A 21810-nucleotide genomic window follows, 5' to 3' on the forward strand; every position below is an offset into this window, starting at 1 on the left:
TCAAGTACAATAAAACAATACATGTATACATACAGGCGGGGAAAAACATGAATAAAAAATTAATTGAGAAAATGATTATAAAAAGTTTTCGGCAATATCAATGTAATCCTGTTTCAAAAGAGGATCAGGAAATGCTAATTAAACATATTCAAATGATAATTCATTCAAATACTGAAATTGATGTATACGAGGCTGTTGAGGATATCGTTTACGATTATGTGACTGGAAAATAAAAAATAGGAGATTTCCATATGGAAATCTCCTATTTTTTACTTAATGATTTGCCTGCAACGCGTTCAAATAAACCTGGGAATAATGCGTAGAGCTTTGGCCCCATTCCCATCCACTTCGGCAAGTTTACTTCACGTTTTTTCGTTTGCATCGCCTTTACGATTTGTTCTGCTACATATGTTGGTTTTAACATGTAACGTCCCATATTTTTCACATATGCACCTGATTGATCGGCTATTTCAAAAAAGTTCGTTTCTATCGGTCCTGGGTTAATTGCTGTTACATACACATTTGTGTTAGATAACTCCATACGTAAACTATTCGTAAATCCTAATACAGCGTGTTTTGTTGCTGCATAAGCACTCGACTTCGGAGTTGCAATTTTTCCAGCCAATGAAGCAATATTAATAATTTGTCCTTCGTTCCTTTTTACCATATTAGGTAATACCGCTTTCGTACAAGCTACTAATCCAAATACATTTACTTGAAACATATCCTTTACTTCATCCATTGAAGCATCTTCAAACGTTTTAAAAATACCAAACCCAGCATTATTTACCAATATATCAATACGTCCTACTTCTTGTAATACCTTTGAAAAAACAGATTGTACTTTCGTTTCTTCACTTACATCTAATACATAGTAATAGCAAGGCGTATTATAAGTTACTTTAATTTTGTCTGCTAATGCTTGTAGCTTCTCTTCTGTTCGAGCCATTAATACCGGCGTCGCCCCTTGCTCTGCAACCTGCATTGCGACTTGCTCTCCAATTCCACTAGAAGCACCTGTAATGACGATTACTTTTTCTTGTAAACGTCCCGTCATTGCTGTCACCTACTTTGCATAATAAATCAATTGTTGTGAAGATTCATCAATCATCACCTGTTGATTATATGCTAAAAAGTCTAATTGTCCAACAGTTTCTGAGATAGTAAGTGGTAATTGCTCTTTATATAATACCGGAAATAGTTTTACACACACCTCAAATGCTGTCATTGGCTTTTCCTTTAATAGTTCAAGCACTTTAAAAGCACGTGTCTCTTGCTTTTGTAATCTTGTTTCAATAAGTTGTTTCACATTCAGAACATCTTCCCCATGCCCTGATAAAATCCGTGAAATATTCATTTCACTTAAACGTTTTAACGTTTGATTGTACTGCAATAAGGGATGCGCTCTTTCTGTTTGCCCTTCATATGGTGGTTCTAATATTGGATTTGAAGAAATATGACTAATGAGAGCATCCCCACCAATTAATATTCCATCAGATTCTCTATATAATGAAATATGAGTGGAAGCATGACCCGGGGTTTCAATCACTGTAAATCCAGGTAACGAATCTATACGATCTCCCTCTCTCACGGTATGTGTTAACGATCTATTACAAGAATATTTAAGTGTCTTCGTCGTCAATAACGCCTCACCATTCAGAAATACTGCTGGAACGCCGAACTGCAAGGCTGTCTCTTTAAAAAATTCATGATACCTCTTTAAAAATTCAGCATTCTGTGTAATCCACGGTTCATTCCAAGGATGTCCGATAATCTTTACTTTTTCAGAAAATGTATTTAAAAGTCCGCAATGATCCGCATGGTGATGCGTAATCACTACCGTTTCAATATCTTCTATCTTATATCCTAATGCACCTAATTGACTTTCTAGTGCTTTCTTTGCTTCTTCTGTATTTGTCCCTGTATCAATTAACGTTAATGTTTCTCCCTCAACTAAAAACACATTCACTGTCTCAACTGCAAATGGAACAGGAATCTCCATTCGATGAATCGCCGTCATGCTTAGCCCCCCTGTCTTTTTCCGGTTCAAAAATGAATACCTCTTCAGTTTACAACTTCCCTATAAATTTGTCATTATTTTCAGATAAAAAGAGGTCTTTTCCATAAAAAAACGAATGTATGTACATTTATAAGTATTTCTAACCAAATTTAAAGGAGGCACATCATGTCTATGCAAAACATTTCCTTTCTCGGTGCAGGCTCTATTGCCGAAGCGATTATTGGTGGCTTATTAAACGCAAATGTTGTTAAGGGAGAACACGTCACTGTAAGTAATCGTTCTAACGAGACAAGATTACAGGAGTTACATAAAAAATACGGTGTCAAAGGTACACATAATAAAAAGGAATTACTTGCTGATGCAAATATTCTTTTTCTAGCTATGAAGCCAAAAGATGTCGCAGAAGCGGTTATTCCTCTTAAAGAATACATAAATAATGACTTGCTTATTATTTCGTTATTAGCAGGTGTTTCTACTCATTCAATTAGAAACCTACTTCAAAAAGACGTTCCGATTATTCGTGCAATGCCAAATACATCTGCAGCCATTTTAAAATCCGCTACCGCTATCTCACCTTCAGAACACACAACGGAGGAACATATTCGTACTGCAACATCTTTATTTGAAACGATTGGTCTCGTCTCTGTTGTAGAAGAAGAAGATATGCATGCTATCACTGCATTATCTGGAAGTGGACCAGCTTATATTTATTACGTGGTAGAGGCACTGGAAGAGGCAGCAAAAAAAATTGGTTTAAAAGAAGATGTTGCAAAATCTCTTATTCTTCAGACGATGATTGGTTCTGCTGAAATGCTAAAAGCAAGCGAAAAACACCCTTCTATTTTGCGAAAAGAAATTACTTCTCCTGGCGGAACAACTGAAGCAGGTATTGAAGTATTAAAGGAGCATAATTTTCAACAAGCATTAATCTCATGTATTACACAAGCAACGAAACGATCACACGATCTTGGAAAAACATTAGAAGAAATAGCAAAAGAAAAATAAAAAACGGAGCTCAACTTTATTTGAGCTCCGTTTTTACTTTAATCATATGCTATGGTTTTAGTTATTACTCTTACCAAAAATCTCTTCTTGCAAACGACGACCTGTCGGTGTTGCTGCAAGGCCACCTTCTGCTGTTTCACGAAGTGCTACTGGCATCGTTTGTCCAATTCTAAACATCGCCTCAATGACTTCATCACATGGAATTGTACTAGTTACACCAGCTAATGATAAATCAGCTGAAATCATGGCATTCGCAGCTCCTGCTGCATTACGTTTTACACAAGGTACTTCTACAAGCCCTGCAACAGGATCACATACTAAACCAAGCATATTCTTTAATGAAATCGCCATCGCTGTAGCTGCTTGATCTTGTGTTCCACCAGCCATCTCAACTGCTGCTGCAGCTGCCATTCCACTTGCTGAACCTACTTCAGCTTGGCAACCTCCTGCCGCGCCAGAAATACAAGCATTATTCGCAACAACCATACCGAAAGCTCCTGCTGTAAATAAAAATTCAATCATTTCTTCGCGTGTCGGCTGTAATTTTTCTTGCAGTGCAAACAGTACACCTGGCACTGTTCCAGCAGATCCTGCTGTTGGTGTTGCACAAATAATTCCCATCGCCGCATTTACTTCATTTGTCGCAACAGCTTTACTCACTGCGTCCAAAATCGTATCTCCAGATAAACCTTTTCCACTCTGCATATACGCTTGGACTTTCACAGCATCCCCGCCAGTTAAACCAGTCGGTGATTTTACACCACGAATACCGCGTTCTACTGCTTGTTCCATCACGACTAAGTTCTTTTCCATTCCAGCAATTACTTCTTCACGTGAGATATTTCTTGTTTGCATTTCACATTGAATCATAATTTCTGCGATTTTTACATTTTGCTCTTTAGCTTGCGCCACTAGTTCCGCTGCGTTCCGAAACATGGTGTGTCCCCCCTGCAATTAATCCATAATAGTTACTTGACAAATATTTTGTTGCCCATTTATTTCCGCAATTACTTCATCTGCTAATAATTCATCTGTTTCAATGACCATAAGCGCTCTTCTTCCTTTTTCTTTACGAGAAACACTCATTGTACTTATGTTAATCTCATGCTTAGCAAGGATTGAAGCTACAGCTGCGATAGCACCAAAGCGATCGTTATTTACAATAAGTAGTGCTGGACTCGTGCCTGTTAATTGAAGATCGAATCCGTTTAATTCTACAACTTCAATTTTACCGCCACCAATTGAGCAAGCAACAACTTCAATTTCCTCTTCACCTTTATACAGACGAATTTTCGCTGTATTTGGATGCGGAGCATTTGCATCTTCTTCAATGAATTCCACTTCAATCCCGCGTTCTTTTGCAATATCTAACGCACTTGGAATACGTAAATCATCTGTTTCAAATCCTAGTATTCCACCGATTAGCGCTACATCCGTACCGTGACCACGGTATGTTTTTGCAAATGAACCATATAATGAAATGCTAACTCTCTCTGGTTCATGACGAAACAGCTGACGAGCAACTTGCCCCATTCTTGCCGCACCTGCTGTATGTGAACTTGATGGACCAATCATAACCGGACCAATAATATCAAACACTGAGCGATACTTCATCATAACTCCCCCTAAACCTCTATGAAAAAATTATTTACTATTCTATTAAGCTACCGAATCGGTTGCTGTTCCAGTCGTACCACGAATTTGTTCCGCTGTAAGAATTGGATAGTTTTTGAATAACAGTGAAGCAATATATCCTGAAATAATACCAGTTATAATAATAAATAAGAAACTTAGCATTACCTGCATTTAAAAATAATATAAGATAGTCCACAATAAAGTCTGGTAGCAATCCAAAGTTTAACACAGAACCCCTTACAAGCATAGCATAAACAAGTGAAACTCCCATTGCTTTCATACCTTTTGATATTTTAAAGCTAAAAAGGAAAAAAGACTTAGTACAAATAATAGTAATATCCTTCCTATTATAATTTCCATGTTGCTCTCTCACGATTTAGTCAACTTCACTTGTTATGACAAATGGCTAAAACGCATGTAGCCTACAATAAATTATAATCTGCCCTCATTATAGCTTGTTTTTAATAAAACGCTTACTTTTAATGAATTTTAAAAGTTCTGAATAAAAATCCATTTTCGCTACTTGTACCACTCGTATGTCGTCTGACTTATATAACAGTTTTTCTAAATAATCGGTATTATGTATTTTTATCCTATATCTTCACATCATTAAAACTTTCTGTGTCATCCTATATAAAAATAAAATGATAACAGTTTTATTTTTAATTTTTTTTAGAAATAAAAAAAATGGCAACCTATCGTCACCATTTTTTCACAACATTATTATCTTTCTACTGGAAATGATTTTAAATCCGTAGCTATTTCTGTATTAGAAAATAGCTCTCTTGCCTCTTTCAATAATTCCTTATATGTATCTCCTTGATAACGAGAACTAATATGAGTCAATATTAAGCGTTTTGCATTTGCCTGAAGTGCAATACTCGCAGCTTGCTTAGATGTGGAATGAAAATAATCATACGCTTGTTGTTCATCTTCTGCCGCAAAAGTCGCTTCATGAACAAGTACTTCAGCATCTTGCGCAAGCTCTCTACTCGCTTCGCAATATCGTGTATCGCCTAAAATTGTAATAACTCTTCCTTTTTGAGGCGGGCCAATAAAATCTTTTCCATCTAACACTGTGCCATTCTCTAATTCAACTACTTCACCATCTTTTAAGCGTTTAAAAACTGGACCAGGTTTCACACCCATTCCCAGTAACTTATCCACTAAAAGAGCTCCCTGTATATCTTTCTCTACAATTCGATATCCGAAGCATTCAATTCCATGTGATAACCTTTTTGTTTCTACACAAAATTCATTATCCTCAAACACAATACCTTCTTCCGTAATCTCAACGATTTCAAGTGGATATTTAACATGTGTCGTACTTACTAATAATGCCACTTCAATAAATTGTTTAATTCCTTTTGGTCCGTACACTGTTAATTTTGTTGTTCCACCTTGAAACGAACGGCTACCCAATAAACCCGGCAATCCAAAAATATGATCGCCATGTAAATGCGTAATAAATATTTTTTCAATGCGGCGTGGACGTACAGACGTATGTAGTATTTGATGTTGCGTCGCCTCGCCACAGTCAAATAACCAAGTCTGTCCTCGTTCTTCTAACAACTGCAAAGCAATTGCTGAAACATTCCTTCCTTTTGAAGGAACACCTGCACCAGTCCCTAAAAATACAAATTCCACTTTCTTTCCTCCAGCTCTTTATATAATCTATCTTTCATCTTACGGAATGTTATTTCAAATGGCAAATTGAATTTGTATAACCAATCATCTAGACAACTATATAACACGAACATTATACTCAAAAAATTTAGCTATCGTTCGTATTTTGTGGTAAAATAATTGTACTACATTTTAAGGGAGCGTTTTATTATGAAAGAAGTATTTCGTTTACAAACTGATTTTTCATCTTCATTTGATCGCTGGGTAAGTTCTTTCGTTTCTGATCACCCAGCACAATTAGAATGGACGACTTTAAAAGAATTAATCCATGAATATACAACATCACATACAAATGAGACGTTACCAACATATATTTCTTCAGCTTTAACATATTACGCACAACGCGTTTCAACAACAAGTAACTCAGAAATTGTTATTTTTGAAAATCCTACAATCTCATAATCTATAATAAAAAGCACTGTAATCAGTGCTTTTTATTTATGTTCATTAAAGTATTTATTTTCCCGCCTTATTTCAAAAAACTCCGCTTATTTCCTACTATATAGCCATCATAAATCTATTTGATTTTTCAAAAAAACAGATTAAAAAGATATTGACACTACGATTTTACAGTGCTAATATTCAACGTGTAATTGAATATGGTCTCTGTTAGGTGAGGCTCCTGTATAGAGAAACGCTGCTGCCCAAAAATGTCGAGAGACGCCAATGGGTCAACAGGAAAGGTCGGAATGAAGGCCTTTCTTAACGTAGCTGGTTTCAGTACCTATGCTATACAGTGCTAAAACTCAACGAGGGAGAGGTGCGTATGTTTTGTCATACACAAAAACTGTTTTTATCTATGTTTACTAACAGTCTTTGTTGTTGACTCTTTTTGACTATGAATTCAGACCTTTACTCGTTTTGAGTAAAGGTCTTTTTTATATCTTTATGCACCCTACTATGAAACAAACATAGCATATTCAGAAACTATTAAATTGTATGGAGGTGAGGAACAGTGTCAAGTGATGATTCGGCCCAGATACCCATATGTTTTACATTTATATTTCATCATGTAGGTAGGAAAGAAGCTGTTCCTCCCTGTTTAAAATAGTCGAGTAACAGATTGTTTCCTCCTTCATGAAAAGGAGGAACTACCAATGTTAAATTTACAAAAACAAGAAACGAAGCATGCTTACGATCAAGATAGCATGAAAGCAAATAACGAATTATTAGTGGCAGTTGCAACACAGGATGTAAACTCTGCGTTAAAACTCTTAGAAACAACACAAGATGGACTCTCTAAACAAGAAGCGTCTCGTAGACTTTCTTTATATGGTCCGAACGAAATCGCTCATAATAAAACATTGCCGTGGTACATTCAATTTCTGCTGGCATTTAAAAATCCATTTATTTTTGTTTTGTTAGCTCTTGGAGCACTCTCTTTTTTCACAGATGATATACAAGGAACAATTGTCGTATCTGTAATGGTACTGCTAAGTGCAACGATTCGCTTTTTACAAGAATTCCGCTCTCAGAAAGCGGCGGATAAGTTAAAGGCTATGGTTCGAACAACTGCGAGTGTCTTTAGAATAGATGGATTTGTACACGAAACAAAAAACGTAACAAATTTAAATCGAAATTACACAACAGAAATTCCAATTGAAGAACTTGTACCTGGCGATATTATTTCACTTTCAGCTGGTGATATCGTGCCAGCTGATGTGCGTATTTTATCCGCAAAAGATTTATTTGTTAATCAGTCTTCTTTAACCGGGGAAGCACTTCCTGTAGAAAAATACGAAAACTGCTACCATACGGAAAATAAACATATATTACCGAAAAACATGAAAAAAAATTACAATCCGCTCGATATGGAAAACCTTTGCTTTATGGGTACAAATATTGTTAGCGGTAGCGCAAAAGCTGTTGTTGTTTCAACTAGTACGGATACGTATTTCGGCTCTTTAGCAAAAAAGGTTATCGGAAAACGTGCAGAAACAAACTTTGATAAAGGCGTAAACAAAGTAAGTTGGCTCTTAATCACATTCATGCTTATTATGGCACCCATTGTCCTTCTCATTAATGGATTCACAAAAGGAGATTGGCAAGAAGCTTTCTTCTTTGCTATTGCTGTTGCAGTTGGCCTTACACCTGAAATGCTGCCAATGATTGTAACTGCTAATTTAGCTAAAGGCGCCGTGAACATGTCTAAACAAAAAGTAATTGTAAAACAGCTCAACTCAATTCAAAACTTAGGTGCTATGAACATTCTTTGCACAGATAAAACTGGAACTTTAACAGAAGATAAAGTTGTCCTAGTTCGTCATTTAGATCCTAACGGAAATGAATGCGATCGTGTATTACACTTTGCCTATTTAAATAGCTTCTATCAAACTGGATTGAAAAATTTAATAGATAAAGCTGTTATTGAACATACAGAGGAGAACCATAAATTTGATCCATCAGCTTTTCAAAAGCTAGATGAAATTCCATTCGATTTTGCTCGGCGTCGCATGTCTGTCATCGTGAAAAATATTTTAGGTGAACATACAATGGTTTGTAAAGGTGCCGTAGAAGAAATTTTATCAATTTGTAACTACACTGAAGTTGATGGACAAATTGTCCCTCTCACTGAAGAAATGAGAGTAAATGTAAAACATCTCAGCGAAACTTTAAATAGTGAAGGAATGCGTGTCATCGCTGTAGCATACAAGAACGATAACAAACCTTATCATAAAGTTTATGCAGTACAAGATGAATCCACTATGATCCTTACTGGATATATCGGCTTTTTAGATCCACCTAAACCATCTGCTGCTTCTGCAATTCAAGCATTGCAAAAACATGGCGTACAAGTGAAAATCTTAACAGGCGATAACGAAATTGTTACAAAAAAAGTTTGTAAAGAAGTGGGATTAAATATAGGTGAGCCTGTCCTCGGTTACGAAATTGATTCTTTACCAGATAAAACATTAGCAACACTGGCAGAAGAAACAACAGTGTTCGCAAAACTAAATCCAATGCAAAAGTCCCGCATCATTCGCGTATTGCAAGGTAATGGTCATACTGTAGGTTATATGGGGGATGGTATTAACGATGCCGTTGCACTACGTGATGCTGATGTTGGAATATCTGTTGATACTGCTACTGACATTGCAAAAGAATCTTCCGATATTATTTTACTTGAAAAAAGTTTAACTATATTAGAAGCAGGTATTTTAGAAGGACGCACTACTTTCGGCAATATTTTAAAATATATAAAAATGACAGCTAGCTCTAACTTTGGAAATGTATTTAGTGTATTAGTGGCAAGTGCTTTCATTCCATTTTTACCGATGCTTGCAATTCATCTCTTAATTCAAAACTTACTTTATGATATTTCACAGCTTTCAATTCCATGGGATAAAATGGATAAGGAATTTCTAGAGAAGCCTAGAAAATGGGATACTGCAAACTTGCGTAACTTCATTATTTGCATCGGTCCAATTAGCTCTATATTCGATATTATCACATTCGTTGTCATGTGGAATGTGTTCGGTGCAAATACACCTGGAGAACAATCGCTATTCCAATCTGGTTGGTTTGTCGTTGGGTTGCTAACTCAAACATTAATTGTCCATATGATTAGAACACAGAAAATTCCGTTCATTCAAAGTACAGCATCAATACCAGTTCTTATATTAACCGCTTGTATTATGGCAATCGGAATTTACATTCCATTCTCACCACTTGGTGCAGCAATTGGTTTACAAGCATTACCACTAAGCTACTTCCCGTGGCTCATAGGAATATTATTAGGTTATGCTTTCTTAACACAATTCCTGAAAAAGCTTTATATTAAAAAATTCCACAGCTGGTTGTAAAAATGAGAATGAGTGGGTATTTCTCACTCATTCTCAAAAAATATAACATGTACTTATATGTATGGAGGTGACCATGATGATATGGTATGACATCGTATTAAGGTTATTTATAGCAATTATTGTAGGAGCTTGCATCGGAATGGAAAGACAATGGAGACATCGAATGGCTGGATCCTCTCTTCCATCTAAATAAGAAGGGTTTAAATCTCTAAAACCTTCTACATAAACTTATTTTCTAATTTTTGCTGAAACGACTTTTCTTGCTTACGCAATAATTGACTACCTCTCTGTAAAAGAGGTGTTCCATACTTTTCATTAATTTGATCAATAACAGCAAGTAACGGCTCTTCTTTCGCATCTTCTTCGAATGAAAACAAATCTAACTGTTTCACTGATTCTGTCTTCCACTCTAATTCAGTAGCTGTAACACCTAACAGACGAACAGAATCACCATCCCAGTGTTGCTTCCATAAACGTGATGCTGCTTGGAAAATAACCCGTTCTTCCCATATTGCATTTTTCAATTGTTTACTCCGTGTTACCGTGCGACGATCATGGTATTTAATCATAATTTGAATGTTATAACTAACGAGAGTTCGTTTTTGTAGCCTTTTGCTTACTGATTTCGATAATCTTTCTAACATATCAAGTAATTCTTTTTCTTCGTCCATATCCTTTGAGAAAGTCATCGAATTTCCAACGCTTTTATGTTGTCCCATTTGATTCGGATCAACTTCCCTGTCATCCATACCTTTTGCACGTTTTTGTAAATCAACACCGTGCTTTCCAATTTTAGCGCGAATGATATGCTCGTCTCCTTTTGCTAACTGTTCAATTGTATGTATATGAATGTCTTTTAGTTTTTCAGCTGTTTTCTCTCCGATTCCATGCATCTCTGCAACTGATCGTGGCCAAATAATTTCTGGGATATCACGTTTTCGAAGTACTGTAATTCCAAGAGGTTTTTTCATATCTGAAGCAGTCTTTGCTAGGAAAAGGTTTGGGGCAATCCCAATGCTACATGGAAGCTGTAACTCTGTTAGTAACGCTTGTTGAATCATCTTCGCTATTTCAAGAGGCGAACCGAGCGCATAGCAATCTGTAATATCTAAATACCCTTCATCTATAGAAAACGGTTGTATTTTTTCTGTAAAACGGGAAAGAATTTGAAACATTTGAAATGAAGCTTCTCGATATAATGTAAAATTAGGGTGCCTCACAACTAATTGCGGGCATAATCGCTTCGCTTCCCATAGAGGCATCGTCGTACGTATTCCATATTCTCTCGCCTCATAACTACATGTTATGATAATCCCTTTTCTCTCTTTTTCATTCCCCGCAATCGCTAATGGCTTTCCTTGTAATGATGGGTCATGAGCAATTTCGACAGATGCGAAAAAACAATTCATATCTACATGTAAAATAACACGTCCATTTTTCGGATACATTTCTCGCATACTACTCACCCCTTAAAGAACATTTGTTCCTTCATTATATCAAATTTCTTTACACGTTATAATAATTATTGGCTTTTCTCTATCTATTTTTTGCTATACTGTACGTAACAAATGGATATTATTGTAAAGGAGGTGAATCGTTATGAAACAACATAATAAACTCAATTATGTATTTATTATTATTATAGTAATCCTTGCGATTAATTATTTGTTACTTCCCCTTTTTAACATTAACATTTACGCTTTAGGAATCTTCTCTCATTTCATACGTTTTGCAACAACTTATGTACTTCCGTGGGTCTTCTTATATTGGCTTATCCGCCTTGTGAAAGCAATTGAATCAAAATAAAAAAAGACGTGTAAACCATAATTGGTTCACACGTCTTTTTGACTTTATTACTTACTTCGCTACTTCTTCGATAATAGCTACAACTAATTCTGCTGTTTTCGCTAATTCTTCAACAGGAATTTTTTCATTTGTTGTATGAATTTCTTCATAACCAACTGCTAAGTTAACTGTTGGGATACCATGTCCTGCGATTACGTTCGCATCACTTCCGCCACCACTTTGGTGAAGAGAAGGCGTACGACCAATGTTTTCAGCTGCACGTTTCGCAACTTCTACAACGTGATCGCCAGCAGCAAACTTAAATCCTGGATACATAACGTTTACTTCAACGTCTGCATGACCACCCATTTCTTTTGCAGTTGTTTCAAATGCTTCTTTCATTTTTGCAACTTGTGCTTCCATTTTCTCATTTATTAAAGAACGAGCTTCTGCAAAGATTTGAACATGATCGCAAACGATATTTGTTTGTGTACCACCTTCAAAACGTCCAATATTTGCAGTTGTTTCAGAATCGATACGACCAAGTGGCATCTTTGCGATTGCTTTTGCTGCGATAGTAATTGCAGATACACCTTTTTCTGGTGCTACGCCAGCATGAGCTGTTTTCCCGCGAATAATCGCATTCACTTTCGCTTGTGTTGGCGCTGCAACTACAATTTCACCAACTTTTCCATCACTATCTAATGCATAACCATATTTTGCTGTAATGCGCTCGCGATCTAACGCTTTTGCGCCAATAAGACCAGATTCTTCTCCAACTGTAATAATAAATTCAATTTTACCATGAGGAATGTTTTTCTCTTTTAAGACACGAATTGCTTCAAACATAGATGCTAATCCAGCTTTGTCATCGGCTCCTAAAATTGTAGTACCATCTGATACGATATATCCATCTTTAATAGAAGGCTTAATTCCATTACCAGGAACTACTGTATCCATATGAGAAGTGAAATAAATTGTATCAACACCGTCTTTTGTTGCTGGTAAAGTACAAATTAAGTTACCTGCACCATGACCAGTCACACCCATCGTGTCATCCTCAAATACTTCTACACCTAAAGCAGTAAATTTCTCTGTTAACACTTTGCAAATTTCTGCTTCAAATTTTGTTTCAGAATCTACTTGTACTAACTCCATAAATTCATTTACTAAACGTTCTTGATTAATCATAAGACTGCGCCTCCTGCACTACCATTATGTATATAACAACATTAATTATAACAGAATTTCGCAAAAGTTTCGAAATACAAGACAAAAAACAGATGGTTAACACATCTAGATACCCATCTGCCTTCTATTACTCGTTTAACAATACCCAGCGCATATGATCTTCCCAGATGCCATTTACCATTAGCATTTTTCGAGATACACCTTCATATTGAAATCCTATCTTCGTCACTACTTGTATAGATGCTAAATTTCGTGGCATAATTGGTGCTTCTATACGATGTAAATGAAATTCTTCAAAGGTAACTTGAATTGCTTTTCTAAGCGCTTCTGTTGTGTAACCTTTATTCAATTCTTCCTTATCTAATTTATAACCGAGTACACAAGATTGATAAATTCCGCGAACAATTAGATTAAATGAAATACATCCAATAATTTTTGTATCATCACCCTTTTTAAAAATCCAAAGCCTGATAATCTTGCCTTCCGCGAACTCTTTTCTATCCTTTTGTAACTTTTTCTTTTGATAATCTAACGTGAAAAACCCCTCCGGTCTATACTCTTCCCACGCCTTTAAAAATTCACGATTTTTGTCGTAATATTGAAGAACTTTTTCCGCATACGACTCATCAATTTCTCTTAAATGTAAACGATCTGTCTCGTATATTTTCATCATTGTATCTCCATTCTTCAGCTTGCATAAAAAAAAATTAATAATCTATCTTTTAACATATTCTCTACGTATGCTCAAATTTCCTGTAATATTTTGCACCCCCTTCCCGAATTTTGTCCTTTCTCTCCCCTTGTCCACAATTTTATTTCTCGTTACAATGAAATTGTACTGATTTGCAAGGAGGTTTAACGATGCATAAAAAAGCTCAAAAAATTATGGTTTATATAATGCTAATTTCTATGCTTGTAACAACATTACTTACTGGCGCAAGTATGTTTTGGTAAAAAGGACGATTCACTCGTCCTTTTTTTACTGCTTACACATACAAAATAGACCATCTCGAAATCGAGATAGTCTATCTTGTAATGAACATTTTATTTTATATATATTACAATTGCTACAATACTAAAGGAAAAGGCCATTACAAGTGCTATTACAAAACTTGTATATTGTTTCTGCTGAAATGCCCCAATAACAAAAGTAAGATTGAGTAATGCCATAAATACAATCGCTACAACGTAAGAACATATATTAAAAGTTGCCAATATGAATGTAATAACAAATAGAAAACCAACACAAAACTGCATGTAAGAAATTTTTGGATTTAAATACATATGAGCAACCCCTTTACTCAATTATCTTTATATATTCTCATTAACGCATGGTTATGTACACATGTCAAGACAACTTATAATAAAAGAAAAAGCCAACCGTTTCGTTGACTTTTCCAAATACTATGGCCCCTTTTTCCTTCGCCAATTGCTGAAATGTTTTTTTCGATTTCACAATCGATACTTTCGTTCCAATTGGAATACGATCAAACAAATATTCCACATCATGTTTCTTCATTCTTATACATCCTTGCGAAATATATTTTCCAATTGAACTAGGCTGGTTTGTCCCGTGTATCCCATACTTACTTCCATCCGTTCCTCTTGCATTAAATCCCATCCACCTCGATCCAAGTGGATTTTTTGGAGAGCCCCCAGGAATATCCTTCGCAATATAATAGGGATCCTTCGCCTTCAATACAATGTCAAAAGTTCCTTCTGGGGTTAATTCATTTGTTTTCCCTGTCGCTACTGGAAAAACCTTTTGGATCTTCCCATCATCGATGTAAGCTAGTTTATTCGTTGCTTTATTTACAATTATAAAAGGATCTCCAGCACGTGGGTTATCACCAAGAGGCCAGATCGGTGATAGAGAAAGACATAATAATAAAGAAAGAAGATACGGCATATATAGTTCCTACCTTCTAAATAAGTTCTTTTATATTATCCTTTCCCTTAAAACGACTTTTAATGAGTAAATATTGCTCCATCTCATAAACAAGTTGAACAAGTTTTGCACGTATTTCAAATTCTTCTCGCGAGACTGGTAAAGGCATTTCTCTAAATACTTCTCGCATTTCTTGAAGTTGTCTTAACGAAATGACCCCTGTACTTTCAGGTCGAATAGAATTCCCTATATTTTCAATTACGTCTGCAATCATATCAGCTTGTTCATACGTCCAAGATAGTGATGCAGCTAATGGTATCATGCGCTCCAAAATTTCAAATTGTTGCATACGCATATCAAAATACCGATAATAATAGTCATCTTCACGCATAAATTCATTCTCAAGTTTTTTAAATGATAAATCTTTCGCTTCTTTCAGCATCATTTCTGTTTCAATTAATTCGGCCCCACTCCAATTACTATCTCGATTCCGTAAATAAACGACCATTTCAAACAAAATCGTTCTGAAATGCTCTTCTATTTTTCCTTGATACTCTTTCAGTTTATTCTCACTGCTTGGCATGTACATGTTTACTAATAAAGCGACACTAATTCCAATCGTTAATATAGCAATTTCATTACCAACTATAGACCATGTAATTTGCTTTAATGAATACAGATGCATAACGATAACCGAACTCGTGACAATCCCTTCTTGAATTTTGCACATAACTGCAGTTGGAATAAAGGTAAGCAGTAATACGCTAATCGCTAGTGGTGTATAACCAATCGTTTCAAAAATACAAAACGCAAATACCATCGATAATACACAAGCTAAAAAACGGTGCAACGATACTTGAACGGATTTTCGTTTCGTATTTTGCACACATAAAATGACTAAAATACCAGCTGAACTATAAAATTCTAATCCTAATAACTGAGCAATAAAAACTGCCGCTCCCGTTCCAAGCGCTGTTTTCACTGTTCTATATCCAATTTTAAACATATCATTACTCCTATATGTATAAATGTATTTAAAAATAGTATAAAAAAAGGATGACGCAATGTCATCCTTTTCTACCTATTATTCACGTACCCTTCACATATTACAATATCTTTTGCAAAAATTCTTTTGCACGGTCACTTTTTGGTGCTGTAAAAAACTCTTCCGGATTACTATCTTCTACGAGCTTTCCACCATCTAAAAAGAGAACACGGTCTGCTACTTCTTTTGCAAATCCCATTTCATGTGTAACGATTGCCATCGTCATTCCTGTCGTAACTAATGATTTCATAACTTCTAACACTTCTTTCACCATTTCTGGATCTAGCGCAGAGGTAGGTTCATCAAATAACATAACTTCCGGTTCCATCGCTAACGCTCTTGCAATTGCTACACGTTGCTTTTGTCCTCCTGAAAGACGATTTGGATATGCATCTTTCTTATCTAATAACCCCACTTTTTCTAGAAGTTTCTCAGCTTTTTTTTCAGCTTCTTGCTTCGTTACTTCTTTTACATTGATAGGAGCATACGTAATATTTTCTAATACAGTCATATGAGGGAATAAGTGAAAATGTTGAAATACCATTCCGACATTTTCACGAACGTGCATAATATTTGTTTTCGGATTCGTTACTTCTTCCGTTCCAATCCAAATGTGACCATCTGTCGGCGCTTCTAATACATTCATACAGCGTAAAAACGTTGACTTTCCAGATCCAGACGGTCCAATAATTGCAACAACCTCTCCTTTCTCAATCGTTGTTGTAATTCCTTTTAATACTTCATTTTTCCCAAATGATTTATGAAGGTTGTCAATTTTAATCACTTTTCTTCATTCTCCCTTCAATGGCTTTCCCGACTAATGTAAGAATAATTACTAATATATAATAAATAAGTCCAACAAAAAGTAATGGCTCAAGATATTTAAATGTTTCACCACCTACAATATAAGCACGGCGCATTAAATCAGTCGCTCCTATTACGGTTACTACAGCCGACTCTTTCGTAAGTGTCGCAAACTCATTCACAAGTGCTGGTAATATATTTTTTAAAGCTTGAGGAAAAATAATATTTCTCATCATTTTACTGTACGGAATACCTAAAGCCATTGCTGCTTCTGTTTGTCCTTTATCGACTGCTTGAATGCCGGCACGAATTACTTCTGACATATATGCACCTGAATTTAAGCTAAATGCAAGTACAGCTGCTAAAAAGGCCGGTATCTCATAACCCATCATTTGCGGAACACCGAAATAAATAATCATTAATTGTAATACTAGCGGTGTGCCACGAAATATTGACGTATAAATATCTGCTGCAATATTTAATACTCGTATTCTAGCAATTTTGCAAAGTGCTAATAACGTTCCTAAAATAAATCCTACCACAGCTGATGCAGCTACAATTTTCAATGTAACTTCTAATCCCTTTAATATATATGGTATTGAAGGCGTAATTGCCGAAAAATCTAGATTCATCCTTTTCATTCCCCTCACAGAAAAGTGAAAGGCAGCTTATTTTCCGCTGCCAAACCATTTCTTCACTAATTTATCCATTTCTCCATTTTCTTGCATTTTCTTAATTACTTTATTAAATTCTTCTGTTTTATCACTATTTTTCGGAAGAGCAATTGCTGCACCTACTTCTTCTGGTGCTTCTTGAATTTCAATTCCTTGTAGTTCTTTCATTTTTTCTAAATAATTTTTTGCAACTGTGTCTTCTATAATTGCAGCGTCAAAACGACCAGCTTTAATTTCTTGTACGATTTCTGGTATACGGTCACGTCCCTCAGCTTTGAAATCGACTTGTTTCTGAAATTCTTTTGCCTTTTCTTCTTGAATTGATCCTGTTTGTACTCCTACTTTTTTCCCTTTTAAATCTTCTAACGATTTAATATTAGAGCCCTTTTTTGAAACGATCATATTTTTTGCAACAAAATATATATCTGTGAAATCAGCATTATTTTTACGCTCTGCAGTTGGCGTCATACCCGCCATAACGAAATCAACTTTTCCTGAATTAAGAGATGCTAATAATCCGCCGAAATCCATGTCTTTCACTTTCACTTCGTATCCAAGTTCTTTTCCGATATATTTGGCAATATCAACATCAAAGCCGATAATTTCATCATTTTTTGAAGCTTCTACGTATTCATACGGTTTATAGTCTGCTGAAGTCCCCATAACGAGTACTTTTTTATTTTTTCCAGTAGCCTTTTCTTCCCCATTACTACAAGCACTGAATATACTTACAATTAAAATAAGTGCAAATGATATTGATAACAACTTCTTCATCTTTCTTCCCCCTAATAATGTATATTTAAAAGTTTAATAGAATATTTATTCGATGTTTGTATTGTATCAGCACTTTCATTTTTATGCAATATTTAAAATAAAAATAAATAAAAAAACAGCATTAAAGCTGTTGTTAATGCATGAAAACATGCATAAACAACAACTTCCTGCATGTTTAATTATTTTAAAAACTAAATAAAAAAGGCGGTACATCCACTTCATTGTGGACGTACCGCCTTTTCGCTTATATTTATAGTTCTTCACAATTCTCTTCGAAATAAGATTGTAGTTTTGCAATAACTTGCATTGGTTCATGACCTTCAATTTCATGACGTTCTACCATCGTTACAATTTTTCCATCTTTTAATAAAGCGAATGATGGAGAAGAAGGTGGATATCCTTCGAAATATTCACGAGCTGTTGCTGTTGCTTCTTTATCTTGACCTGCAAACACCGTTACAAGATGGTTAGGACGTTTATCGTAATGTACGGAATGCGCAGCAGCAGGACGAGCAATACCACCTGCACAACCACATACAGAGTTTACCATTACAAGTGTTGTTCCATTTCTTTTAAACGCTTCTTCTACTGCTTCCGGCGTCGTCAATTCTGTATATCCAGCAGAGACAATCTCTTCACGCGCTTGGCGGACAACATCATTCATAAAAAAGTTAAAATTAATCAATCTTTTCCCTCCTCTAAAACTATCTATTTGTATCTTACCAGTTAATGTTTATGAAATACAAGTAAGTTTACTTGTATTTAGGCATAGAAAAGGTGTTAGAGCCCTTGCTCTAACACCTTTTTGTCACTTTTCCATAATTTTCATATATTCCGCAATCATTTTTTTATGCGATCCTACAATATAATCAGGTAGCTCTGTTACCGGGAAGAATTTAAGCTGAACCGCTTCTTCTTTATTCATAACAAAATTCCCTTCGTATTCATCGGTATAATAAGCTGTCGTTACGGATTGAAACTCATCACCGTTTGTTAATTTTGAAAAATAGTTCGCTCCAGAAAATACATTGATTAATCGGAGGTTCTTTACTTCTATTCCTGTCTCTTCATATACTTCACGGTAAGCTGTTTCTTCTGGTGATTCACCAAGCTCCATTAGCCCGCCAGGCAACCCCCATTTTCCGTACGGCTCTGTTCTTTGCTGTAATAATACATATCCACTTTCATTTATAACGAGTACAACAGCACCAACTAAAATTAAAGGGCGATGACCAACTATTTTTCGTAATTCTTCTACATATCCCATCGTATCGCCTCCTTTTTCGTTGTCCACACTATTGTATCATATGTATGAAACGACAAAATGCGTATATTTTTCATTTTTTTAACAAAATATTTATTTTATGTGCTTCATCTACTGTAGCTAACATAATGGATTCAATTTCTGCATTCTTCTCTAAAAACTCTTTCGCCCACTCTTCTGTTTTTCCTACTAAAGCGAGAACGTCCTGCTGAATTCTTCCATCCTTCACTAAAATAAAAGCAACTGGAGATTTTTTCCCCGCCACTTTAAGATCAAGCCGAGAAACTGCTTCATATTCTGGATACTGAAATATAGAAACAACACCACTTGCTTCCCATAATGCTAATTTAATCGTTTGAATATCGCTCACATTTCGCATGCGAAGTTCCGAAAATAAATATTCCGCCGTAATTCTCGCCTTTTTCAAATTGCTAAAATCAATGGCACCATTGTGTATAAGAATAATAGGTGCAGGCTCTAAAAAGCGTCTCCATCTATCCCATTTCAACATTAAGACTGAGCTTATAATGTGAAGTACAACGAGTATGAACGTTGTAATCATCGAGCCGAGTAATCCCACTTTTTCATCAGATAATGCGTTAGAAATATTCCCACCAAGCAATAACACTAATACAACATCTAAAAAACGAAGTTGCGCGATGGACCTTTGCCCCATCGCTTTCGCAACTAATATTAAAAATATGTATGCTATGATAGCCCGAATAACCCATTCACTATTAGAAAGATGCCGTGCCCCTTCAAAAATATGCATATGCATCACTTTGCACTCCTTACCCATCTCAAACTGCTACTTTGTTTTAGTTTGCAACGTTTAAGAGCATATATGTAAAAAAGCTGATTCGTTTTTAAACGAATCAGCTTTTTTACTTAACAGAAAACATATACTTTTTATACGTTTTTCGTACGGATAATATGAGACCCATCATAATCATATTCGAGAATAAGGAACTTCCCCCATACGATAAGAAAGGTAATGCAATCCCTTTTACAGGCATTAATCCAACGATCATACCAATATTTTGGAATATTTGAACCGTTAATATCCCAATTGATCCAGCACATAATAATGTACCGAATAAATTATCAGCAGAATAACCGATAATAATTGTTCGATATAGTAGTAATAAGAATAAGAATACAACTAACGCTGCTACGATAAATCCACCTTCTTCGGCAATTGTAGCAAAAATAAAGTCAGTATGCTTCTCAGGGATATAGACGTTCCCTTCGCCAAATCCTTTCCCTTCCATACCGCCACTACCTACAGCTAAAATCGATTGCTGTGTTTGATAACCTTGATCTGTATGTTCAAATGGATCTAACCAACCTAAAATACGTGATCGTTGGTGAGGTTTTAGTAACATAACTAAATTATTAAAGAAGAAATCCTCATACCTTACGTAAATAAATATTAACGCCGATACTATGGTCACCGGAATAGTTGTACATAACGCTATCAATTTCTTCTGAATACCTGACATAAATAAAATACATGCAATTGCAGCAGCATATAAGAACACCATACCTGTATCCGGTTGGCTATATACAACAGCCGTAGGAGGAATAGCTACTAACATTACCTTTCCTATTAATATTAGGTCTGTTTTAAATGTTCGAACCATATACTGTGCATTATGCTTTACTGCTAAATTTGCTACTAACATAACCAGTGCAATTTTGAAAAACTCCGACGGTTGAATAGATCCAATTACCGGAAACCTAAACCATCTTTTCGCCCCAAGTATTTCAGGTGTAAAGTTTGAAACTGGTAATATCTTCAACAAAATAATCGAAGCAAATGTAGCAATATACAATGGCCAAGATAGTTTTTGTAGCTGATCTGAATCAACACTTGCAACAAGAAGTAACATTACAATCCCAATTATGTAGTTAACACCTTGTTTCAGAGCAAAATTCTCAGCCCCATATTGTCCAGTTTGCTGACTGCTATATATAGCAGCTATACTCGTAACACATAATGCAAACAAAATTAATATTAATTTTACATCTAAACTTTTTAGAAACTCGGTACTTCTTTTCATGACATCCTCCTGAAACATTGTTACAGCAAAATAAAAAACCAGGAGTCAACATTCTTCATGTTTTGACGACTGATTACACATTATCTATAAAACACTTATATAGAATAACTCTCTTTTTCATACAATACAATATATTATACTACAGTTTCGTCAGTAAGATTTGCCAAAAAAAT

The 21810-nt window shown here is 35.5% G+C and carries 25 protein-coding genes and 1 riboswitch; of the genes, 6 read left to right on the top strand and 19 right to left on the bottom strand.

Annotation, left to right across the window (positions count from 1 at the left end):
* The first annotated feature begins 47 nt into the window (after positions 1-47).
* A complete protein-coding gene (locus JFT95_RS18290; RefSeq protein ID WP_002014960.1) occupies positions 48-233 on the top strand; it encodes a YqzH family protein in 186 nt (61 codons plus the stop codon).
* Positions 234-262: 29 nt separating this feature from the next.
* Here the strand turns inward: JFT95_RS18290 and JFT95_RS18295 are convergent, their stop codons facing one another.
* Positions 263-1057: an SDR family oxidoreductase gene (locus JFT95_RS18295; RefSeq protein WP_201052941.1), complete on the bottom strand. Its 795-nt coding sequence runs from the start codon at positions 1055-1057 to the stop codon at positions 263-265.
* Positions 1058-1066: 9 nt separating this feature from the next.
* Positions 1067-2020 (bottom strand): MBL fold metallo-hydrolase, encoded by a 954-nt coding sequence (locus tag JFT95_RS18300; protein ID WP_002014957.1) that lies wholly within the window; start codon positions 2018-2020, stop codon positions 1067-1069.
* 165 nt (positions 2021-2185) lie between these two features.
* Here JFT95_RS18300 and proI point away from each other — a divergent pair, with 165 nt between their 5' ends.
* Positions 2186-3025, top strand: a complete 840-nt coding sequence (proI, locus tag JFT95_RS18305) for a pyrroline-5-carboxylate reductase ProI (protein ID WP_002066991.1) — start codon at positions 2186-2188, stop codon at positions 3023-3025.
* 57 nt (positions 3026-3082) lie between these two features.
* Here proI and sdaAA read toward each other — a convergent pair whose 3' ends face one another.
* The 4 genes from sdaAA to rnz all read right to left on the bottom strand — a co-directional run bounded on the left by sdaAA (position 3083) and on the right by rnz (position 6307).
* A complete protein-coding gene (sdaAA, locus tag JFT95_RS18310) occupies positions 3083-3961 on the bottom strand; it encodes an L-serine ammonia-lyase, iron-sulfur-dependent, subunit alpha (protein ID WP_002033842.1) in 879 nt (292 codons plus the stop codon).
* An 18-nt stretch (positions 3962-3979) separates the two neighbouring features.
* Positions 3980-4639, bottom strand: a complete 660-nt coding sequence (sdaAB, locus tag JFT95_RS18315; RefSeq protein ID WP_002088527.1) for an L-serine ammonia-lyase, iron-sulfur-dependent subunit beta — start codon at positions 4637-4639, stop codon at positions 3980-3982.
* 45 nt (positions 4640-4684) lie between these two features.
* Positions 4685-4822, bottom strand: a complete 138-nt coding sequence (locus tag JFT95_RS18320; RefSeq protein WP_002066987.1) for a hypothetical protein — start codon at positions 4820-4822, stop codon at positions 4685-4687.
* Positions 4823-5383: 561 nt separating this feature from the next.
* The gene (rnz, locus tag JFT95_RS18325; protein ID WP_201052942.1) at positions 5384-6307 is read right to left on the bottom strand and encodes a ribonuclease Z; all 924 of its coding nucleotides are present in this window, start codon (positions 6305-6307) and stop codon (positions 5384-5386) included.
* 189 nt (positions 6308-6496) lie between these two features.
* On the opposite strand from rnz, the gene JFT95_RS18330 reads away from it, so the two are divergent.
* Both JFT95_RS18330 and mgtA read left to right on the top strand, forming a co-directional pair.
* On the top strand, positions 6497-6748 hold the full coding sequence (locus JFT95_RS18330; protein ID WP_000665712.1) for a DUF3932 family protein: 252 nt from the start codon (positions 6497-6499) through the stop codon (positions 6746-6748).
* 196 nt (positions 6749-6944) lie between these two features.
* Positions 6945-7112: riboswitch (M-box (ykoK) riboswitch) on the top strand.
* 331 nt (positions 7113-7443) lie between these two features.
* Entirely contained in the window at positions 7444-10149 is a 2706-nt protein-coding gene (mgtA, locus tag JFT95_RS18335; RefSeq protein ID WP_201052943.1) for a magnesium-translocating P-type ATPase, read from the top strand.
* A 218-nt stretch (positions 10150-10367) separates the two neighbouring features.
* Here the strand turns inward: mgtA and JFT95_RS18340 are convergent, their stop codons facing one another.
* Positions 10368-11606: a DNA polymerase IV gene (locus JFT95_RS18340; protein WP_002088539.1), complete on the bottom strand. Its 1239-nt coding sequence runs from the start codon at positions 11604-11606 to the stop codon at positions 10368-10370.
* Positions 11607-11748: 142 nt separating this feature from the next.
* Between JFT95_RS18340 and JFT95_RS18345 the strand changes: the two genes are divergently transcribed.
* Positions 11749-11955 (top strand): hypothetical protein, encoded by a 207-nt coding sequence (locus tag JFT95_RS18345; RefSeq protein ID WP_002129020.1) that lies wholly within the window; start codon positions 11749-11751, stop codon positions 11953-11955.
* Positions 11956-12006: 51 nt separating this feature from the next.
* Here JFT95_RS18345 and JFT95_RS18350 read toward each other — a convergent pair whose 3' ends face one another.
* The gene (locus tag JFT95_RS18350; RefSeq protein ID WP_002015107.1) at positions 12007-13125 is read right to left on the bottom strand and encodes a tripeptidase T; all 1119 of its coding nucleotides are present in this window, start codon (positions 13123-13125) and stop codon (positions 12007-12009) included.
* Between the two features lie 127 nt (positions 13126-13252).
* Positions 13253-13798 carry a GNAT family N-acetyltransferase gene (locus JFT95_RS18355; RefSeq protein ID WP_002015105.1) on the bottom strand — a complete coding sequence of 182 codons (546 nt, stop codon included), beginning with the start codon at positions 13796-13798 and terminating at the stop codon, positions 13253-13255.
* Between the two features lie 188 nt (positions 13799-13986).
* Here JFT95_RS18355 and prli42 point away from each other — a divergent pair, with 188 nt between their 5' ends.
* On the top strand, positions 13987-14079 hold the full coding sequence (prli42, locus tag JFT95_RS18360) for a stressosome-associated protein Prli42 (protein WP_000549036.1): 93 nt from the start codon (positions 13987-13989) through the stop codon (positions 14077-14079).
* A 90-nt stretch (positions 14080-14169) separates the two neighbouring features.
* Here prli42 and JFT95_RS18365 read toward each other — a convergent pair whose 3' ends face one another.
* The 10 genes from JFT95_RS18365 to JFT95_RS18410 all read right to left on the bottom strand — a co-directional run bounded on the left by JFT95_RS18365 (position 14170) and on the right by JFT95_RS18410 (position 21637).
* Positions 14170-14409, bottom strand: a complete 240-nt coding sequence (locus tag JFT95_RS18365; protein ID WP_002088543.1) for a DUF3894 domain-containing protein — start codon at positions 14407-14409, stop codon at positions 14170-14172.
* Between the two features lie 64 nt (positions 14410-14473).
* On the bottom strand, positions 14474-15034 hold the full coding sequence (locus tag JFT95_RS18370) for a L,D-transpeptidase (protein WP_002015103.1): 561 nt from the start codon (positions 15032-15034) through the stop codon (positions 14474-14476).
* Between the two features lie 16 nt (positions 15035-15050).
* Positions 15051-16019, bottom strand: coding sequence for an aromatic acid exporter family protein (locus JFT95_RS18375; RefSeq protein WP_002033971.1), 969 nt, complete (start codon positions 16017-16019; stop codon positions 15051-15053).
* 100 nt (positions 16020-16119) lie between these two features.
* Complete coding sequence (locus JFT95_RS18380) at positions 16120-16842, bottom strand: amino acid ABC transporter ATP-binding protein (RefSeq protein ID WP_002088545.1); 723 nt, start codon at positions 16840-16842, stop codon at positions 16120-16122.
* Positions 16835-17494, bottom strand: coding sequence for an amino acid ABC transporter permease (locus JFT95_RS18385; protein WP_002067073.1), 660 nt, complete (start codon positions 17492-17494; stop codon positions 16835-16837). Before JFT95_RS18385 ends, JFT95_RS18380 begins: the two co-directional genes overlap by 8 nt.
* A 36-nt stretch (positions 17495-17530) precedes the next feature.
* Positions 17531-18310: a transporter substrate-binding domain-containing protein gene (locus tag JFT95_RS18390; protein ID WP_201052944.1), complete on the bottom strand. Its 780-nt coding sequence runs from the start codon at positions 18308-18310 to the stop codon at positions 17531-17533.
* 250 nt (positions 18311-18560) lie between these two features.
* Entirely contained in the window at positions 18561-18974 is a 414-nt protein-coding gene (locus tag JFT95_RS18395; protein ID WP_002008492.1) for a BrxA/BrxB family bacilliredoxin, read from the bottom strand.
* Between the two features lie 144 nt (positions 18975-19118).
* Positions 19119-19577, bottom strand: a complete 459-nt coding sequence (locus JFT95_RS18400; protein WP_033709417.1) for an NUDIX hydrolase — start codon at positions 19575-19577, stop codon at positions 19119-19121.
* Between the two features lie 70 nt (positions 19578-19647).
* The gene (locus JFT95_RS18405) at positions 19648-20352 is read right to left on the bottom strand and encodes a DUF421 domain-containing protein (RefSeq protein WP_088034317.1); all 705 of its coding nucleotides are present in this window, start codon (positions 20350-20352) and stop codon (positions 19648-19650) included.
* Between the two features lie 106 nt (positions 20353-20458).
* Entirely contained in the window at positions 20459-21637 is a 1179-nt protein-coding gene (locus tag JFT95_RS18410; RefSeq protein ID WP_033731238.1) for an FtsW/RodA/SpoVE family cell cycle protein, read from the bottom strand.
* Positions 21638-21810 lie beyond the last annotated feature (173 nt).

The organism is Bacillus sp. TH17, from assembly GCF_016651125.1.
Classification (GTDB): Bacteria; Bacillota; Bacilli; order Bacillales; family Bacillaceae_G; genus Bacillus_A; species Bacillus_A mycoides.

Coding starts and splice junctions, on each gene's coding strand:
- JFT95_RS18290 (WP_002014960.1), top strand. CDS start 48: ATGAATAAAAAATTAATTGAGAAAATGATTATAAAAAGTTTTCGGCAA.
- JFT95_RS18295 (WP_201052941.1), bottom strand. CDS start 1,057: ATGACGGGACGTTTACAAGAAAAAGTAATCGTCATTACAGGTGCTTCT.
- JFT95_RS18300 (WP_002014957.1), bottom strand. CDS start 2,020: ATGACGGCGATTCATCGAATGGAGATTCCTGTTCCATTTGCAGTTGAG.
- proI (WP_002066991.1), top strand. CDS start 2,186: ATGTCTATGCAAAACATTTCCTTTCTCGGTGCAGGCTCTATTGCCGAA.
- sdaAA (WP_002033842.1), bottom strand. CDS start 3,961: ATGTTTCGGAACGCAGCGGAACTAGTGGCGCAAGCTAAAGAGCAAAAT.
- sdaAB (WP_002088527.1), bottom strand. CDS start 4,639: ATGAAGTATCGCTCAGTGTTTGATATTATTGGTCCGGTTATGATTGGT.
- JFT95_RS18320 (WP_002066987.1), bottom strand. CDS start 4,822: ATGCTAAGTTTCTTATTTATTATTATAACTGGTATTATTTCAGGATAT.
- JFT95_RS18330 (WP_000665712.1), top strand. CDS start 6,497: ATGAAAGAAGTATTTCGTTTACAAACTGATTTTTCATCTTCATTTGAT.
- mgtA (WP_201052943.1), top strand. CDS start 7,444: ATGTTAAATTTACAAAAACAAGAAACGAAGCATGCTTACGATCAAGAT.
- JFT95_RS18340 (WP_002088539.1), bottom strand. CDS start 11,606: ATGCGAGAAATGTATCCGAAAAATGGACGTGTTATTTTACATGTAGAT.
- JFT95_RS18345 (WP_002129020.1), top strand. CDS start 11,749: ATGAAACAACATAATAAACTCAATTATGTATTTATTATTATTATAGTA.
- JFT95_RS18350 (WP_002015107.1), bottom strand. CDS start 13,125: ATGATTAATCAAGAACGTTTAGTAAATGAATTTATGGAGTTAGTACAA.
- JFT95_RS18355 (WP_002015105.1), bottom strand. CDS start 13,798: ATGATGAAAATATACGAGACAGATCGTTTACATTTAAGAGAAATTGAT.
- prli42 (WP_000549036.1), top strand. CDS start 13,987: ATGCATAAAAAAGCTCAAAAAATTATGGTTTATATAATGCTAATTTCT.
- JFT95_RS18365 (WP_002088543.1), bottom strand. CDS start 14,409: ATGTATTTAAATCCAAAAATTTCTTACATGCAGTTTTGTGTTGGTTTT.
- JFT95_RS18370 (WP_002015103.1), bottom strand. CDS start 15,034: ATGCCGTATCTTCTTTCTTTATTATTATGTCTTTCTCTATCACCGATC.
- JFT95_RS18375 (WP_002033971.1), bottom strand. CDS start 16,019: ATGTTTAAAATTGGATATAGAACAGTGAAAACAGCGCTTGGAACGGGA.
- JFT95_RS18385 (WP_002067073.1), bottom strand. CDS start 17,494: ATGAATCTAGATTTTTCGGCAATTACGCCTTCAATACCATATATATTA.
- JFT95_RS18390 (WP_201052944.1), bottom strand. CDS start 18,310: ATGAAGAAGTTGTTATCAATATCATTTGCACTTATTTTAATTGTAAGT.
- JFT95_RS18395 (WP_002008492.1), bottom strand. CDS start 18,974: ATGAATGATGTTGTCCGCCAAGCGCGTGAAGAGATTGTCTCTGCTGGA.
- JFT95_RS18400 (WP_033709417.1), bottom strand. CDS start 19,577: ATGGGATATGTAGAAGAATTACGAAAAATAGTTGGTCATCGCCCTTTA.
- JFT95_RS18405 (WP_088034317.1), bottom strand. CDS start 20,352: ATGCATATGCATATTTTTGAAGGGGCACGGCATCTTTCTAATAGTGAA.
- JFT95_RS18410 (WP_033731238.1), bottom strand. CDS start 21,637: ATGAAAAGAAGTACCGAGTTTCTAAAAAGTTTAGATGTAAAATTAATA.